Source organism: Tumidithrix helvetica PCC 7403 (assembly GCF_965232925.1).
GTDB lineage: Bacteria > Cyanobacteriota > Cyanobacteriia > Pseudanabaenales > Pseudanabaenaceae > Tumidithrix > Tumidithrix helvetica.
This window is the reverse complement of sequence record NZ_CBDDRA010000002.1, coordinates 235,676-252,233: the sequence shown is the minus strand read 5'-3', so window position 1 is coordinate 252,233 and position 16,558 is coordinate 235,676. Positions and strand designations below refer to the sequence as shown.

Sequence of the window (16,558 nt, the reverse complement as noted above, 5' to 3'; positions counted from 1 at the left end):
ATGGGTTTATTAGGAATGCAGAAGACAATTTAAGCTCTGTTTGAGTATTTTGGTTTACCTTATTGTCTTGATCAGTTTATGACCGATTCTCCCCATAGCCCAATTCATCAAAGAACTGATATTGCTAGTATCTTCCAACCTTTAGCTTCTCTAACAACGGTTCTCATTGTCGATGATTCGGAGGACGATCGCTTCACCTACAGTCGCTATCTTCTGTCAGATACCGACTATACCTATCGCATCATCGAAACAGAAACCTTAGAGGAAGGATTGGAACTTTGGCGATCGCAACGCCCCAATATTGTGCTTTTAGATATGAATTTGCCCGATGGCAATGGTTTGGAGTTTTTAGAGGCGCTTAGCGAAAATTACCCAACGGGAAGATCTCCCGCAATCCTGTTGACGGGGCAGGGAGACGAGCAGACAGCCGTGCAGGCAATGAAATTGGGGGCGGCAGACTATCTTGTCAAAGGCAATATCACAGCGACTTCTCTTGTAACCTGCGTCTCTCAGGTACGGGAACGGGAGATGCTCGCTCTTCAACTGGCGCGATCGCAACACCAGCAAACAGTGATCGCAGAAATGGCTCTCCGCATTCGGCAATCCTTAAACTTAAAGGAGGTTTTGGAATCGATCGTTCGAGAACTAAGGGAGTTTTTGGTTGCCGATCGGGCGATCGTGTATAAATTTAACCCAGATATGAGCGGAACGATCGCGGCAGAGGCGATCGTTCCACCTTGGCGATCCTGTCTGAACGAACAAATTGCCGACACTTGCTTTCAGGGCAACCTTGGCGGAGGCTACCGAGAAGGTAGATTTTTTACTGCCGCTGATATCTATACTGCCAACTTGACAGATTGTCATACTCAACTACTCGAACAGTTTCAGGTACGGGCAAACTTAGTCATGCCCATTCTATTGCCTAACGCTGAGACTAAACCCTTATGGGGCTTACTGATCGTCCATCAATGTTCTGCTCCTCGGCAGTGGGAAGAGATGGATATCCGATTGCTCCAGCAGTTATCGGTACAGTTGGCGATCGCAATTCAACAGGCAGAACTCTATCAAACCCTTCAAACCCTTAACACTTCTCTAGAGCAGAAAGTTGAGGAACGCACCAACGCTCTGGCAGCTAGCGAAGCCAATAGTCGCGCTGTTTTAGAGGCTATTCCCGATCTCCTGATTCGGATTGGGGCTGATGGCGTTTATCGCGAACTTGCCACCCCCTATCGCGAGGTGGCAACGTTCCCTCCCGATCTTGATGTCATCGGTCGGTCGATCGCTGAAGTATTGCCTCCAGAGATTGCGGAGCAAAAGCTTTACTATTTGCAGCAAGCCATGCAGACGGGAGAACTGCAAATTTACGAGGAACGAGTCCAAGAAGGCGATCGGCTTAAATATAAAGAAGTTCGCATTATCAAGAGGGGCGAGGATGAAGCCCTGTTTATGATGCGAGATATTAGCGATCGCAAGCAAGCTGAGTTCGCTCTGCATGAACTCAACTACAGTCTAGAACATAAAGTCGAAGAACGGACTGCCAGACTTAGTAAAAGTGAAGCCCAGATTCGCGCCATCGTTGAGACAATCCCAGATTTGCTATTGCATGTCACGCGAGATGGCTCTTGCTTAAACTTCAGGCACGCTCAGCACAGTGCAGAGGTGTATTTTCCCATTCAGCAGCATCTCTCGGAAGTACTGCTCCCAGAACTTTTGCATCAACAGCTCGACGCGATCGACCGAGCGATCTCTACAGGTCAGCCGCAAGTTTACGAACATAGCTTCCATAAAAATGACCGCTTGGTATATGAAGAGGTTCGGGTGGTTGGGATCAATCAAGACGAAGCTCTAGTCATCGTGCGGAATATTAGCGATCGCAAACAAATCGAACTCGATCTGCTAGAAAGTCAGCGATTTATTCAAAAAATTGCAGATGCGGCGCCGATTATCCTATACCTGTATGATGTACAGGAGCAACGCAATGTCTATACTTCCCAAGACATTGCGAGTAACATCGGATATACCCCAGCCGAAATCCAGGCAATGGGGGCAGCATGGTTGCCTAGCTTAATGCATCCTGACGATTTGAGCCAAGCCTCCATTCACCACGAACAATTGCAAAAGGCTCAAGATGGCGAAATTTTTACCATTGAATATCGTCTCAGACATACCAATGGCGAATGGCGTTGGTTTGACAGTCGCGATTCCATATTTAGTCGCGATGCCGAAGGACGCGTTAAGCTAATTATTGGTGCAGCTCAGGATATTACCGATCGCAAGCAAAACGAGCAAGAAAAGCTATTTCTAAAGGAACGCCTGCAATTTCTCATCGCTTCCAATCCCGCCGTAATTTATAGTTGCAAGCCTGATGGCAACAATGAGACGCTGTTTATGAGCGAGAATGTCGAGGCTATTTTGGGCTATAAGCCCGAAGAGTTTATCGCGCAAATTAGCTTCTGGGACAGCCATATTCACCCAGACGATGCCCCCAAGGTGCTTGCAGAATTTCCCACTCTCTTTGAGCATGGCATCCATAAACATGAATATCGATTTTTGCATCGCGATGGGCACTATGTCTGGCTGCGCGACGAACTACGCCTAATGCGGGACGAACGAGGTAACCCGATCGAGATCATTGGCTATTTTGCAGATATTAGCGATCGCAAACAGGTTGAGGAAGCCTTTTGGGCAAGCGAACGCCGCTATTCAACATTAGCCCAAGCAGCTCCAGTTGGTATTTTCCAGTTTGATGCCCCGTTGAACTGTGTCTATGCCAACGATCGCTGGAGCGAGATGGCAGGCAGACCGATAGAATCTGCCTTGGGCAGGGGTTGGATGGAAGCCTTGCATCCAGACGATCGCGATCTTCTGATAGCCCAATACGAACAAGGCTTGACTGAACCAAATCCAAAGTCTCAAATCCTCAATACTGGTGAGGGTAGGCATCTACGCCCAGATGGCAGCATCAATTGGTTCTACGTCCAAGTCGCTCCAGAAATTGATGCTGCGGGTAATACGATCGGTTACATTGGTACTTTAACCGACATCACCGATCGCAAACAAACCGAATTACTACTCCAACAAACCAACGAAGATCTCATTCGTGCTACTCGTCTCAAAGACGAATTTCTCGCCAACATGAGCCACGAACTTCGCACGCCCCTGAATGCGATTTTGGGCTTTTCAGAAGTCTTGCAAGAGCAGAGAATAGGTTTGCTAAACGTACAACAAATGAAAGCGATCGCGACGGTAGAAAAAAGCGGGCGACATCTATTGGCACTGATTAACGACATTCTCGACCTATCGAAAATTGCATCGGGCAAGACGGAACTCGAGCTTACTTCCGTTTCCGTCAAGCAGCTCTGCGATTCTAGTTTTGTCTTTGTTAAGCAGCAAGCATTTCAAAAGAGCATACAAGCGATCGCCAAAATCCCAGCGAATATTGGCAACATCACTGTAGATGAGCGTCGGATCAAACAGGTTTTAATTAACCTTCTGACCAATGCCGTCAAATTTACACCCAATGGCGGTCAGATCGAGCTTTTGGTTGCCTTTGGCTGTGGCGACACATGGCAAGGCAAAGCAACGATTCCCAGTCAATTCAAGACTCTGGATTCGCCAACGATTTTGTTTCAGGTCGCTGATACTGGGATTGGCATTGCGCCTGACGACTTACCCAAACTCTTCCAGTCCTTTATACAGGTTGACAGTAGCCTTAATCGTCAATACGAAGGTACTGGATTGGGTCTGGCAATGGTAAAAACGATTGCAGAACTTCATGGTGGTCAAGTTGCGGTTGAGAGTCGCCTTGGCGAAGGAAGTTGCTTTACCGTGGCATTACCCTATCAAATCTCTTTGTCTACCTCCTCTGTGCCCGAACCGATCGCTACAACCCCGCCACTAACAGAAGCAAGACCAGACAATGAGATCGCGCCCTTAATTTTGCTTGCAGAAGACAATGAGTCAAACATTCACACTTTCACAGCCTACCTGACTGGGTGCAATTACCGCACGATCGTTGCTAAAAATGGAGAAGAAGCCGTTGCACTTGCAAAAATGCAACAGCCAGATATCATCCTAATGGATATGCAAATGCCAGTAATGGATGGACTCGAGGCAATCCGACGAATTCGAGCAAACGAGCAACTTGCCTCAATTCCGATCGTGGCGCTGACAGCGCTAGCCATGGAAGGCGATCGCGAAATATGTCTAGAGGCAGGCGCAAATGAATATCTCAGCAAGCCTGTCAAACTCAAGCAACTCAACGCCATCATTCAGCAATTTTTATTTCCGCACTGAGCCAGATCTAAACACAAGTGCAATCTCTGGAGAAATTCGGTAAGATAAAACATTGCAGGACTCGCCCGTGCGATATGGTTCTTGGCGATCGCTTATAGGGTGCAGTGCTAGACTAGTTTAGACTAAGCCAATCCTTCAGTAATCCATTTTCAGCAATCTATGTCCACCAGCGATATTCAGTCTTTGATCTTAAAAGTTTTGCCCGATGCCTTGGTCGATGTCCAAGACCCCAATCAAGATGGTCAGCATTTTGCCGCAACCGTGGTATCTGGACAGTTTGTTGGGCTAACGATGGTGAAGCAACACAAGCTCGTCTACGATGCGATCAAGCCCCAATTAGACAGTGGTTTGATTCATGCCATGCAGCTCAAAACCTACACACCCGAAAAATGGCAAGCCAACTCAGTTCAGTTTGGATAAAAGCTTTGCCATGATTACTCTGCAAGTGAATGGCAGCGATCGCACCTGTGCCCCAGATTTAACCATGCTGCAACTACTCGAGCATCTGGGGCTTAACCCTCGGTTGATCGCGATCGAATATAACGGCGAGATCCTGCACCGTCAGTTTTGGCAGGAAACCATTGTGCAATCAGGCGATCGCTTAGAAATTGTCACCATCGTAGGTGGCGGCTAAGCGATCGGAATCATAGAGAAACTTAACAATCTCGATTGTTTCGCTGTAAACTAACAGCATCAAACCCATGTAAATATTCTGACTTTACTAGCCAATGCTTCAAGAATCTGTTGCCACAGTTGCTACCCCCCTAGCCATCACCCAAGATGAAGGCTTGATGCTTTACGAAGATATGGTGTTAGGGCGTACCTTTGAGGACAAGTGCGCTGAGATGTACTATCGCGGCAAAATGTTTGGCTTTGTGCATCTTTATAACGGACAAGAAGCAGTAGCCACAGGCGTGATTAAAGCCTTACGTCCTGATGATTATGTGTGCAGTACCTATCGAGATCACGTACATGCGCTCAGTGCAGGGGTTACTGCAAATGAGGTGATGGCAGAGCTTTTTGGGAAAGAAACAGGCTGTAGTAAAGGTCGCGGCGGCTCTATGCATATGTTTTCTGCCGAGCACAACTTTCTTGGTGGCTTTGCGTTTGTTGCCGAAGGCATTCCAGTAGCTGCGGGTGCAGCTTTTCAGAGTAAATATCGGCGAGAAACGATGGGCGATGCTAGTGCCGATCAAGTTTCTACTTGCTTTTTTGGAGATGGTGCTGCCAATAACGGTCAGTTTTTTGAAACCCTAAATATGGCGGCTCTGTGGAAGCTGCCAATTATTTTTGTGGTTGAAAATAATCGCTGGGCGATCGGGATGGAGCACGTGCGCGCAACTTCAGACACCTCGATCTATAAAAAAGGTGCTGCCTTTGGAATGCCAGGTATTGAAGTCGATGGCATGGATGTTTTAGCCGTGCGTAAAGTTGCTCAAGAAGCGATTCGTCGCGCCCGTGCTGGCGAAGGACCTACCTTGATGGAATGCTTGACCTATCGTTTTCGCGGTCACTCTTTGGCAGACCCAGATGAGCTAAGACCTAAAGAAGAAAAAGATGAATGGTTTGGACGCGACCCAATCAAAATTTTGGCAAGTCAGCTTACAGAGTATGGTCTAGCTACTGAGTCGCAATTGAAAGCGATCGACAAAAAAATTCAAACCCTTGTCGAAGAATCCGTCCGATTTGCGGAAGCTTCCCCCGAACCTAAACCCGAAGATCTCTATCGCTATCAATTTGCGGAAGACGAATAGTCTTTAAGCATTATGTTTGTGGCAGGAGATATCTCATTCCCATAGCATTTCCATAGAAAATACGGAATCGTTAGTCACTGCCAAGGTTAGATAGAGCAAGGAAATCATGGCGAATCTATCTTCTTATAGTGCTTTCCTCAGACAAACTGGAGCCAATGGAAGTTCTAGCGGCTTCCAATCTGGGGTGTTTCAACTTTCAGCCAACTATGAAGTCACGATCGGGCGTGAGGCTGATTGTCAGATCGTTTTGGAAAGCACTCGTTATGGTGGTGTGTCTAGGCATCATGCCTCTGTGCGTCCCTTAGCCGAGGTCGGCACTTGGGAAGTTTGCGATTTAGGCAGTTCTAACGGCACATTTATCAATGGCGATCGCTTAAGTGGTTGTCGGCGCTTGCAACCAGGCGATCGCATCGTGTTAGGCGAACAGGTGATTGAGTTTACGTTTGAGCTTCAGGTCGTGCAACCAGTGGTTACACCCAACTCCCCTGCCAATCCGCCGACAAATGCTTTATCCATGTCTCAGTTGATTCCAATTCTCTCGACAGGTAAGGATCTCAAGAGTAAAGCTTTTTTAATTCCTGCGATCGTCACAGTCCTGTGTGTCGTTTCCATGTTTATGACGATCGGAAACTTTGTCGCATTTGCAGGGTTGCTTGCATTCTATCTCGCTGGGGCAGCGTTTTTTGTGGTTTATCGCCTCTGTGGCAAGCGCAAGCCTTGGTGGCTGTTGCTAGCTGCCGCGATCGCCACCGCTGCCGCGATCGTCAGTCCTCTGTTTAAATTGTTTGTATTTGTATTTCGCAAACTCTTACCAGGCGATATATTCCATGTATCTGGGCGTGCTGGGTTTATATCGCACCTAATCGCCAATTTTTTTGGTGCAGGGATGTTAGAGGAACTGTTAAAATCTCTCCCTGTCTTTATCTGCTACTTTTTAGGGCTGTTGCTGGCAAAATCACCCCGTTGGCGAGAACGGTTAGGCGTATGCGAACCGTTAGACGGCATCTTGATTGGCGCAGCCTCCGCTGTGGGATTTACGTTACTTGAAACCCTCGGACAATATGTGCCGAATATTGTCGTAAAAGTTGGGGAAAGTAGTGGAGAGGGGGCAGCCTACTTTGTGGGCTTGCAACTCTTAATTCCCCGAATTCTCGGCTCTGTGGCTGGACATATGGCCTATAGTGGCTACTTTGGCTACTTTATTGGCTTAAGCGCGCTTAAACCTTCTAAATGGTGGCTGATTTTACCGATCGGCTATCTTACTTCTGCCACCATGCATGGATTTTGGAATGCTTCCGCATCGATCGGGGGTAACGAACTCGTGCAAGGCGCAATTCTAGCGGTTGTGGGCGTTTTCTCCTATGCTTTTTTAGCGGCGGCAATTCTGAAAGCACGAACCTTGTCCCCAACGCGATCGCAAAATTTTGCCACCCGCCTTAAGTTGTAGGCTAAATCGAGGTTTAAATCTGAGCGAATAGGGTTTGTAGTAAAGTAGGTATAAGTTACCATTATGGAGTTGCGACATGGTTACCCAAGTTCCGATCTCAACCCAAGAGATAGTCTATCCCGAAAGCGATGGCAAGCCAATGGCAAGTAACACAACGCATCTTGAATGGATTGTCATCCTGAAAGAAAATCTCAGTTGGTTATTTGCTAGCGATCCAAACGTTCTCGTTGTAGCAGATTTATTTTGGTATCCCGTTGAGGGACGCAACAAAATTGTTACAGCTCCAGACGTAATGGTGGCGATCGGCAGACCCAAAGGACATCGTGGTTCTTATAAACAATGGGAAGAAGGCGGTATTGCCCCGCAAGTTGTATTCGAGATTCTTTCTCCGAGCAACGACAGTTCAGAAATGGGTAGCAAACTAATTTTCTTCGATCGCTATGGGGTAGAAGAATATTACATCTATGACTACGAGCAAAATCATTTGCAAGTTTGGCAGCGAGAAGAGGAAATTCTGACTTCACAACTGGTTGATAAGGAATGGGTTAGCCCCCGTTTGGGAATTCGGTTTGACTTGTCAGGTAAAGAGATGCAGGTGTTCTATCCCGATGGCACAGCGTTTCTAACCTACGACCAAGTCCAAGAAAATCTCGTCCAAGTCCAAGAAAATCTCGTCCAAGCTCAAGAAAATCTCGTCCAAGTCCAAGAGAATCTATTACAAGAAAGAAATAGAGCTGAAAGACTGGCAGCACAGCTACGAGCCCTTGGAGTTCAGCCACAAGAAGAGTAAAACGTAACAAAGAATGAAACGACGCATATTTATCAGTACTGGGGAAGTGTCAGGTGATTGGCACGGTGCAATTTTAATTGAGGCACTTAAGCAACGCGCCACGGCAAAAGGCATAGACCTAGAAATTTTGGCACTGGGGGGCGATCGCATGGTGGCAACGGGTGCAGAACTGCTAGGTGATACGGTTGGCATCGGTTCCATTGGTGCGATAGAAGCTTTGCCCTTTGTGATTCCCACCCTACGCGTGCAGGCAGAAGCCAAGAAAAAGCTGAGAAAAAAAACACCTGACCTCGTGGTATTGATCGATTACATGATGCCCAACCAAGGCATGGGCTATTTTGCCAAGAACGAACTCAAAGTACCCGTGATTTATTACATTGCCCCCCAAGAGTGGGTTTGGTCGCTCAATGACAAAAATACAAGGGCGATCGCGGCGTTTACCGATAAGGTATTGGCAATTTTCCCGCAAGAAGCAAAGTACTACCAAGACCAAGGCGCAAATGTGGAGTGGGTAGGGCATCCGCTCGTAGACTTGATGGATCGCGTGCCATCCCGTGCAGTGGCTCGCCAACAACTAGGGATTTCTGAAGATGAACTGGTAGTAGCCTTGCTACCTGCCTCGCGATCGCAGGAACTCAAGATGGTTGCACCGATTATGTTTGAGGCAGCTCAAAAAATTCAAGCGAAATTACCCCATATAAAATTTTGGTTGCCGCTATCCTTAGAACGCTACAGGGCAGATGTCGAAAAGCTATTACAACAGTATAATCTCAATGCCAAGGTGGTTTCTACCCCTTCCCAAACTGTAATTCGAGCGGCTGACTTGGTGCTCTCTAAATCTGGAACAGTCAATCTAGAGACTGCTTTATTGAATGTGCCTCAAGTGGTGCTCTATCGGGTGAGTGCGGTGACGGCTTGGATTGCCCGCTATATCTTGCGCGCCAAAATCCCCTTTATGTCACCGCCCAATCTCGTGCAAATGGAAGCGATTGTGCCAGAGTTTATGCAAGAAGCAGCGACACCAGATGCCTTAGCTGATGCTTGCTTGGAGTTATTACTCAACGAACAAGCCCGTCAACGCACGTTGGATAACTACGCCAAAATGCGCGATCGCCTCGGTGGCAATGGTGCGATCGACCGCGTTGCCGAAGCAGTTCTCAACCTTTTGCCACCTGCCTAACAAGTTGATGGAATTACTCTGACATCAATAGTCCTACGCGCTCAAACTTAAGCGAACGCCCTATTGGCTTACCGATAGGGCGTTATAGAAAAACTGACGATGTTTGGATCGGGTTTCTTTGGTTTTGCTATTTCACCAGCTTTCCCAGATCGGAGAAACTGTTCATAGGGCTATAAGGGCGAACGATGGGAATTGAACCCACGAATGGTGGTACCACAAACCACTGCCTTAACCACTTGGCTACGCTCGCCATCAGTAAAAATTGGACAAAACATAGAATAGCATCGATCGCGTCCTAAGTTAAAGAGAATTCCTAATCATTTTGTAAACCTTTTGACGACAGATTGAGCAACCAACGAAAGTTATAGTCATAAAAGGCTTTTTCCCAATTGTTTGCCGTCTTAATCTGTCTCACGGTCAAGCCATCTGCCCCTTCAAAATTGACATCAAACAAATTAGCGTTTTTAAAGTTGGCACGAGTTAGTAAACTGTCTCGGAGATCGGCATCCAGCAGATTGGCATTTTGAAAGCTGACATCACTGAGATCGGCGTGACTGAGATCGGCAAACCAGAGTTTGGCTTCATCTAAAATTGCATTTGTGAAATTAGCTCCCTTGAGATTGGCATTACTGAGATCGGCATTTGTAAGATTGGCTTTGCTGAGATTGAGGTTGCAGAGATCGAGATCTCTAAGATTGGCATAACTCAAGTCAACGTTACTGAGATCGATATCTCTAATTTCTGCCCCCTTAAGGTTAATACCACTGAGATTGGCAAGAAATAATTTTGCTTCACTAATATGCGCATTGCTGAGATTGGCATTGCTTAAGTCCGCCATCAACAGTTTTGCCGCGTGAAAATTGGCTTGACTGAGGTTAGCTCCACTCAAATTAGCGCGGCGCAGATCGCTGTCGCTCAAATTTGTAAAGCTGAGATTAGCATGACTCAAGTTTGCAAAGCTAAGATTGGCATCTTTCAGATTGGCATGACACAAAACTGCGCATGAAAGATTTGTGTTGGCTAGGTTTACAGCAGTGAGATCGAGGAAGCTCAGATCGAAGCCACTCAGATTCTCATCGCTAAAGTTCCGTTCTCCCGCTAAGTAGCGTGCTTGAAATCTTTGTTTTGCTCCTGCTTTACCACCTAAAACTGGGAAATTCCTAAAACTGCGTGTCTGCACGCGATCGCTTAAAACGGCATCGTCATAACTGGGCTCATGACTTAGACGAGAAGATATACCTAGGCAATCAAGGTTTTTACGATCTTGCCTTTGGTCGAGACGTTGTTGCGTCATGTCTGTCGAACCATGCTTGTGAAATCGAAAGCTTGGAGATTTCTATCATACGTCTTTCCCCTAAAACTTTCTTGCCAATTTTTTGGTTGTCGCTTGTACTATGATCGTTCACAAGATTGAGTCTTAACCTTGGATAAATACTGTATGACCACACATTTTATAACTGCCGAAATCGACTTAAATGAAGCAAAGCCCAACTTGGTAAAGGCAATCTCTGAGGAGATCTCTAAACAGGGAGAACCCTTACGTTGGGCGATCGCGGCAGTCGATCTAGAAAAGCAAACTGCACAGGTTGAAGCCGTTGTGACGCAACCTACAAACAGATAAAAGCTGCATCGTCAATTTTTGGCTAATCGATCGTTGCTCGTTTGGCAGGATGCACCAAGCACATGCTGCCTCTTTTTTCTTTTCTCGTCCAAAATCCAGCAATAAAAAACCCTTGGTACGATTACCAAGGGAAAAGAGTTAAATGAGAAGAGATAAGAAAGCTTTTTAGATTGCTGGGAAATCTATTGAGGCTTAATTCTATTACTATCAAGAACCTTTTGTACTTCAGTTCCTGGTTGATAGGTATAACCCCAGTTAGCTCGTTCGCTATCATCAACAATGCGCGGTGTAACGACAACAACCACCTCATTACGCTGGTTTACATTAGTTTCTTGACGGAACAATGCACCTATAATCGGTAAATCTCCTAAGATTGGAACTTTACTGACAGTACTGCGATCGGTATCCGAAATTACACCTGAGAGAATTAGGGTTTGCCCGTCTCTAAGTCGAACTTGACCAGACTCTAACTTTCGTTCTGAGATCAGTGTAACAAAACCGCCTGATAATAGAGAAACCACCCCATTTGGTGCAGAGACAAACGGAGCAACAGATAGGTTGATAAAGCCATTATCATCAATACGTAAAACCTTGACATTTAGAACTAAACCAGCCTTCGTTAGGGTGACGGTTTGTGTGACAGTGACTTGACCGCCTGTTGCATTAGTAACTACATTTTCTACCTTACTGACAACATCATTCGTCAAACTAACAGTGGCAGTTTCGCCTTCTTGAATGGTTAAAGTCGGGTCGGTGATGACCTTGCCACGATTAACAGCGATCTGTGCGTTCAAGCTAGCAATAAACTGTTGTGGTGTAACAAGAGCCGAAGCAATATTATTAAAGTTAATACCAAGTGTATTCGGGGTAAGAAGACTACTATTACTATCAATACTAGTTGTCGTTCCACCACCATTAGGATTGCTTGGACTAAATTGGAATGAACCACCAAAAGTCTGGTTATCAGACAATGTGACTTCAACTACACGTACGTTAACTGCAACTTGGCGTTTGCGAAGATCTAAACGCGCCAACTGAGCTTCGGCAAACTCAACGAGTTTAGGTGCTCCTATCAAAGTCACAGAGTTACTACGCTCCTCTGCAACCACTTGCAATCCCTTTAAGATTGTCTTTGAGTTATCTGTAACTCCGCTCAGTGTCTCTAGCACAGGTACTGATTCTAGTTGTACGGGCGCAACAATTGTGGCTCCACCTGAGCCAACTGCGGTTGCAGCTTGTACGCCAGGAATCGCTCTTTGCCTTGTCACAACGCGCTCTGCACCTAAGCCCACCAAATAGGATGAAGCATCACCCACCGTAATTTGGTTTAAGCGGTAACTGCGCGTTACCAAGTTTTGCAGCGACACAGGTAAACGGGTTGCAACAAAGACGGTGCGACCAATGCGGTTTGCCTGTAGTCCAGTGATTCGCAAGATGTTGTTAAACACCTCTTGAGCCGATTCGTTTTCAATGTCTAAAACGGGAATCAATTGGTTCAAGCCAGTCGTAGCAGCACCAGTTGTTCCTCCCGAAGTGGGTGTGGGAGTCGTACTACTCGATAAAGCCCCGCCCTCGGCTGAGACTACACTCAAACCTGCAACACGACCGATGAGGGTTAAAACTTCAATTGCGGGGGCATTTCTCAAACTAATTCTAGGGACACGCTCTGCACTACCGAGATCGATCAGGTCAGGACGTAGCTTGACCGTACTCACTGCAATATCACCGACAGGAGGAGTAATCAGTTTGCGGAATGGAGGCACAACGCCTTGAGTCCGACCTTGAACCTGTGGCTGAACAGGTGAAGCTACAGCAGGTGGAACCTGAGGATCTGGGGGCACAGTCGTTTGAGCAACTCTGGTTTTACCGTCAGATGAGGTGATTGCCAACTCTGGTTGAATCACAGCTTGTCCAACTGTGGTTGGTTTACTATCTGAGTTGTTTGTACTCAATACTTGAGTAGATGGTTCCGAAGAAAGCTGACTATTTGTTGTCGTTTGAGTCTCTTGTGCAGCAGGCTTAACTGGGCGCGTTACAGATTGCGCTGGAACTGTTGGCTTGCTAGTTATAGGAACCTGAGCTAAGCGATTGCTTGCATTATTGGTTTGACCTTTGTCGTCAGGTGTCGCTGTTGCAACGGTAAACATCAGTCCAGTTAACGTGTCGCGACGGATTACAGAGCTTTTGACTGCTTCAGGATTTGAAATTGTCACACGAATAGCCACTTTATTCGCAGCAGTTTGAGTGGCTTCGATCGCGCTGATACCAGGGGCAGGGTTGGTTTTGGCAAATGAAGCATTACCGTTACCTAGTTGGAGCTGTGCGCCGTTAAGCTCAGCGATCCAAGCCTTGCCTTGGCTGCGGTAGGTAATTTGTGGGCGATCGCTACCAGCAAAATTGAGAATCAGATTTAAGCGATCGCCAGATGTTGTGGTGTTGATATCCGTAATACGACTGGCAACCTCTGAAACGACCTCAGCATGGTTGGGGGATACGATTAAGACTTGCGGACAAATAGTTGCCACCATTAACCAGCAAGCTAAAGACTTTCCATTCATAAATAAAACTCCTCACTTAACTCTTTGATAGATCGTTGTAAGATCGTAAAACCACTAATACAAAGCTGGGATATGGCTGGAAATTATATCACAACTGTCAAGTTTGCATGAAAAAGCAGTCAATCTTTTAATGTTTTTAGAGGCAAAAACTAACTAAATTTGTTTTCAGTATGTTGCACCTAGAGAATGAAAACTTTAAGCATGTCTGAGAACATTCCTTAAAATCTCAAGCCAAGCAATTTTTTAGGTCAAAACACAAAAACACTAGCTTCGAAATTGACTCAACACCAAAAATGCTAAAGATTGACTTCCATCAAGTTATGGATAATTGTAGACTACCCCTCCCTATTTCTTAGGTGGCGTTGCTGCTGCCTTACGCTCGGCATCTGTAAGCGGTACATAGGCAACAAGGGTAAACTTAGCCGTCAACACAGGCGGGAAATTATCTAAAATAGATTTTTTCTTATCCTCAGGAATATTGCCTGGCAGTTGGAACAAATCTGGAGGGATAGATTTTTTGGTTAAAGACAAGTCTTTAACAATCAATAGAGGCTTTAATCGCTCAATGTTTTGAATTGATTTGAGCATCTCAGGGAAAGTGGAATCAAAACTGATGCCAAATGAGTAGGTTTTATACTGTGGCGAAGCTATAACTTCCTTGGGGGTAAATTCAAGCAAAGTCCCTTCCAAATTAAATGAGAAGGGTGGTAGAGAGACAACAATCGTTTTGGGAACTTGAGTATTAATATCTCGAATAAGTGTATCAATACTATCAACACTAGGTAAGAGCGAAAGCACGAACTTATTTTTTTGATTTGCAGCTTCTACTCTTTGCTTGACATCTCCCTTGCTCTTGATCTTCTTTTCTAGCTCGTCAACTGAAGTTTTCTTTGTTTCAATACTTTTCGTATTGCTTTGGATTTCATCGTTTTTAGGTATAACGAAACTTGTCACACCATAGCCTGCTAGACCTACGCCAGCAATAGCGATCGCAATCCCTAGGACTTTGGAAGTCAAGTTCATGCCAAAAAGTGAAATTCCACCTCCGGAAGAACCATCATCACCTTGTTGAGCGGCACTCAAATTTGCGGTCATTTTGGAATCACTCCTTCTCGCTGTAACAAATTAACTCTAGTAACAAGACCATCAGAACCTGCTTTTTGTAACTCTGGTAGTAGCTGTGCTGAACTTTCAGATGTCAACTCAGCATCAATTTTGTAAGTAACAACACTAAATGGCTTATCTTTGCTTGCTGGAACTAAGGTTGCACTTAATAGCTTTGTCTTTTGGGGATCTAAAAATCGAGATGCTTGCAATAAGAGCAGAAAGTCATTGAGCTCGTTATAGGTTGTTGCCTGTCCATCTAGCTTGATATTCTTGCCTGATTGCGTCAAGCCATTAACCTGAACCGTGGCAGGAGTTCGACGTTTGATGTCATCTAAGACAGCATTGATCGGTAGCTGTCCCACAAATAGATTAAGCAGTTCGTTTGTACGAGCTTCTACCTCTAATAGTTGTTTTTCTGTACCTTCCACTGCTTTAAGCTTGGTGTTTAGGTCTCCCTCTTGGGCTGTAAGCTTTGCTAGGTTGTCCACGAGACCTTGATTTGAGTAATCCAGGAAAAAGTAAGCAGCAGCTGTTGCCGCCAAACAAACGACCGCTACAATGCCACCATAGAGAAGAAATTGAGAATCAGCGATCGGCTGACGTTCAATGCCTCCATCTTTTAACGTTTCTCGATCGCTAAGAAAATTGATATCGAGACTGTACATAGAAATTAAGCCTCCCTTATGCCTAAACCTAGAGCTACCGATAGTCCCACCCGTTCTTCAAAAGAGATGTCTTTATCAGTCGAAACTGACAAAGAGCCAAGTGGATCGACGGGCATTGCGGCAATCCCCAATCGTTGACTAAAGAATTCATTCAATTGACCGATACAAGCCCCAGGACCTGCTAGTAAAAGCTGCACGATGTCTGAACCTGATGCTTGACCTGTATAGAAATCAATCGAACGTCGCAGTTCATCAGCGAGATCGCCGATTACCCTTAAAATTGCAGCATCTCCGGGGCTATTACCACCTCCACCCGCCAAACCTGCGGTATCCATGGTCTGAACGGGTACAGCCATAGAATGCAGGATCTCAAGATCGGTGGTTCGTCGCGGAGGCAAGTTAATTGCTCTTAGTTGAGCATTTTGAATCTGTGCCGTACCAATGGGAACTGTTCGAGAGAATTGGGGGATGCCATCCACTGTAACTGTGATTTCCGTTGACTCATATTCAATGTCAACCACTGCCACAGCTTCTGCCGCAGTACTAAATCTTGACAATTCATTACGTAGGGCACGAATCAGGGAAAAGCTACTCACTTCGACAATATCTACATTTAGTTGAGCAATTTCTAAAGCTTGTAGGTAAGTGTCGGTTACCTCTTTGGGGGTTGCTACCATCAAGATTTCCATGCGCTCAACACCGTCGTCATCTAGGCTGGTACCTAGTTTCTGATAATCCACATCGGCATCTTCACGAGGAAAAGGCAGATATAGGCTGGCTTCTTGATTTAAGACCATTTCTCGCAATTCTGAATCAGGAATCTCAGCAGGTAAGCGGATTAAACGACTCACCGTTTCACGACCTGGAACGGCTGTCGCCACACTTTTTGCTTTGATTTTTTTCTCCGCCAACAGCGTGCGGATGATTTCACCTAGAACGACTGGATCGTTGATCCGTCCTTCTTCTACAGTTCCTTCAGGTAGCTCAGCGGTACCATAGCTGATGAGTTTATATGCTGACTGACCTTTTCGGCGCAGTTCGACAATATTAACTCGCTCAGAAGTTATTTCAACGCCTATACCTTTTTTAGAACCGCCGCCGAATTTAAAGCCAAACATATATTTCTATCACTGTAATATC

Annotated in this window: 13 protein-coding genes and 1 tRNA gene; 8 read left to right on the top strand and 6 right to left on the bottom strand. The window is 45.8% G+C overall.

What is annotated here, in order from left to right:
* The first annotated feature begins 78 nt into the window (after window positions 1-78).
* The 7 genes from ACP2WE_RS02945 (at window position 79) to lpxB (ending at window position 9,467) form a co-directional block, all read left to right on the top strand.
* Entirely contained in the window at window positions 79-4,296 is a 4,218-nt protein-coding gene (locus ACP2WE_RS02945; protein ID WP_425214095.1) for a PAS domain S-box protein, read from the top strand.
* Window positions 4,297-4,455: 159 nt separating this feature from the next.
* On the top strand, window positions 4,456-4,716 hold the full coding sequence (locus ACP2WE_RS02940) for a BolA family protein (RefSeq protein ID WP_425214094.1): 261 nt from the start codon (window positions 4,456-4,458) through the stop codon (window positions 4,714-4,716).
* 10 nt (window positions 4,717-4,726) lie between these two features.
* A complete protein-coding gene (gene thiS / locus ACP2WE_RS02935) occupies window positions 4,727-4,930 on the top strand; it encodes a sulfur carrier protein ThiS (protein ID WP_330485265.1) in 204 nt (67 codons plus the stop codon).
* Between the two features lie 94 nt (window positions 4,931-5,024).
* A complete protein-coding gene (pdhA, locus tag ACP2WE_RS02930; RefSeq protein ID WP_425214093.1) occupies window positions 5,025-6,050 on the top strand; it encodes a pyruvate dehydrogenase (acetyl-transferring) E1 component subunit alpha in 1,026 nt (341 codons plus the stop codon).
* 106 nt (window positions 6,051-6,156) lie between these two features.
* Window positions 6,157-7,497 (top strand): PrsW family glutamic-type intramembrane protease, encoded by a 1,341-nt coding sequence (locus ACP2WE_RS02925; RefSeq protein WP_425214092.1) that lies wholly within the window; start codon window positions 6,157-6,159, stop codon window positions 7,495-7,497.
* Between the two features lie 76 nt (window positions 7,498-7,573).
* Window positions 7,574-8,287, top strand: coding sequence for a Uma2 family endonuclease (locus tag ACP2WE_RS02920; RefSeq protein WP_425214091.1), 714 nt, complete (start codon window positions 7,574-7,576; stop codon window positions 8,285-8,287).
* A 13-nt stretch (window positions 8,288-8,300) separates the two neighbouring features.
* On the top strand, window positions 8,301-9,467 hold the full coding sequence (gene lpxB / locus ACP2WE_RS02915) for a lipid-A-disaccharide synthase (RefSeq protein WP_425214090.1): 1,167 nt from the start codon (window positions 8,301-8,303) through the stop codon (window positions 9,465-9,467).
* A gap of 177 nt (window positions 9,468-9,644) precedes the next feature.
* Here the strand turns inward: lpxB and ACP2WE_RS02910 are convergent.
* Both ACP2WE_RS02910 and ACP2WE_RS02905 read right to left on the bottom strand, forming a co-directional pair.
* Window positions 9,645-9,717 (bottom strand) — tRNA-His (locus ACP2WE_RS02910).
* Between the two features lie 63 nt (window positions 9,718-9,780).
* Complete coding sequence (locus ACP2WE_RS02905; RefSeq protein ID WP_425214089.1) at window positions 9,781-10,761, bottom strand: pentapeptide repeat-containing protein; 981 nt, start codon at window positions 10,759-10,761, stop codon at window positions 9,781-9,783.
* 144 nt (window positions 10,762-10,905) lie between these two features.
* On the opposite strand from ACP2WE_RS02905, the gene ACP2WE_RS02900 reads away from it, so the two are divergent.
* Window positions 10,906-11,088, top strand: a complete 183-nt coding sequence (locus ACP2WE_RS02900) for a DUF8621 family protein (RefSeq protein ID WP_425214088.1) — start codon at window positions 10,906-10,908, stop codon at window positions 11,086-11,088.
* Between the two features lie 182 nt (window positions 11,089-11,270).
* On the opposite strand, the gene ACP2WE_RS02895 is transcribed toward ACP2WE_RS02900, so the two are convergent.
* The 4 genes from ACP2WE_RS02895 to pilM form a co-directional block, all read right to left on the bottom strand.
* Entirely contained in the window at window positions 11,271-13,646 is a 2,376-nt protein-coding gene (locus ACP2WE_RS02895; RefSeq protein WP_425214087.1) for a secretin GspD/PilQ domain-containing protein, read from the bottom strand.
* A gap of 345 nt (window positions 13,647-13,991) precedes the next feature.
* Window positions 13,992-14,741: a hypothetical protein gene (locus ACP2WE_RS02890; RefSeq protein ID WP_425214086.1), complete on the bottom strand. Its 750-nt coding sequence runs from the start codon at window positions 14,739-14,741 to the stop codon at window positions 13,992-13,994.
* The gene (locus ACP2WE_RS02885) at window positions 14,738-15,418 is read right to left on the bottom strand and encodes a PilN domain-containing protein (RefSeq protein ID WP_425214085.1); all 681 of its coding nucleotides are present in this window, start codon (window positions 15,416-15,418) and stop codon (window positions 14,738-14,740) included. The genes ACP2WE_RS02890 and ACP2WE_RS02885 overlap by 4 nt, the downstream gene beginning before the upstream one ends.
* 5 nt (window positions 15,419-15,423) lie before the next feature.
* Complete coding sequence (pilM, locus tag ACP2WE_RS02880; protein ID WP_425214084.1) at window positions 15,424-16,536, bottom strand: type IV pilus biogenesis protein PilM; 1,113 nt, start codon at window positions 16,534-16,536, stop codon at window positions 15,424-15,426.
* Between the last annotated feature and the right edge of the window lie 22 nt (window positions 16,537-16,558).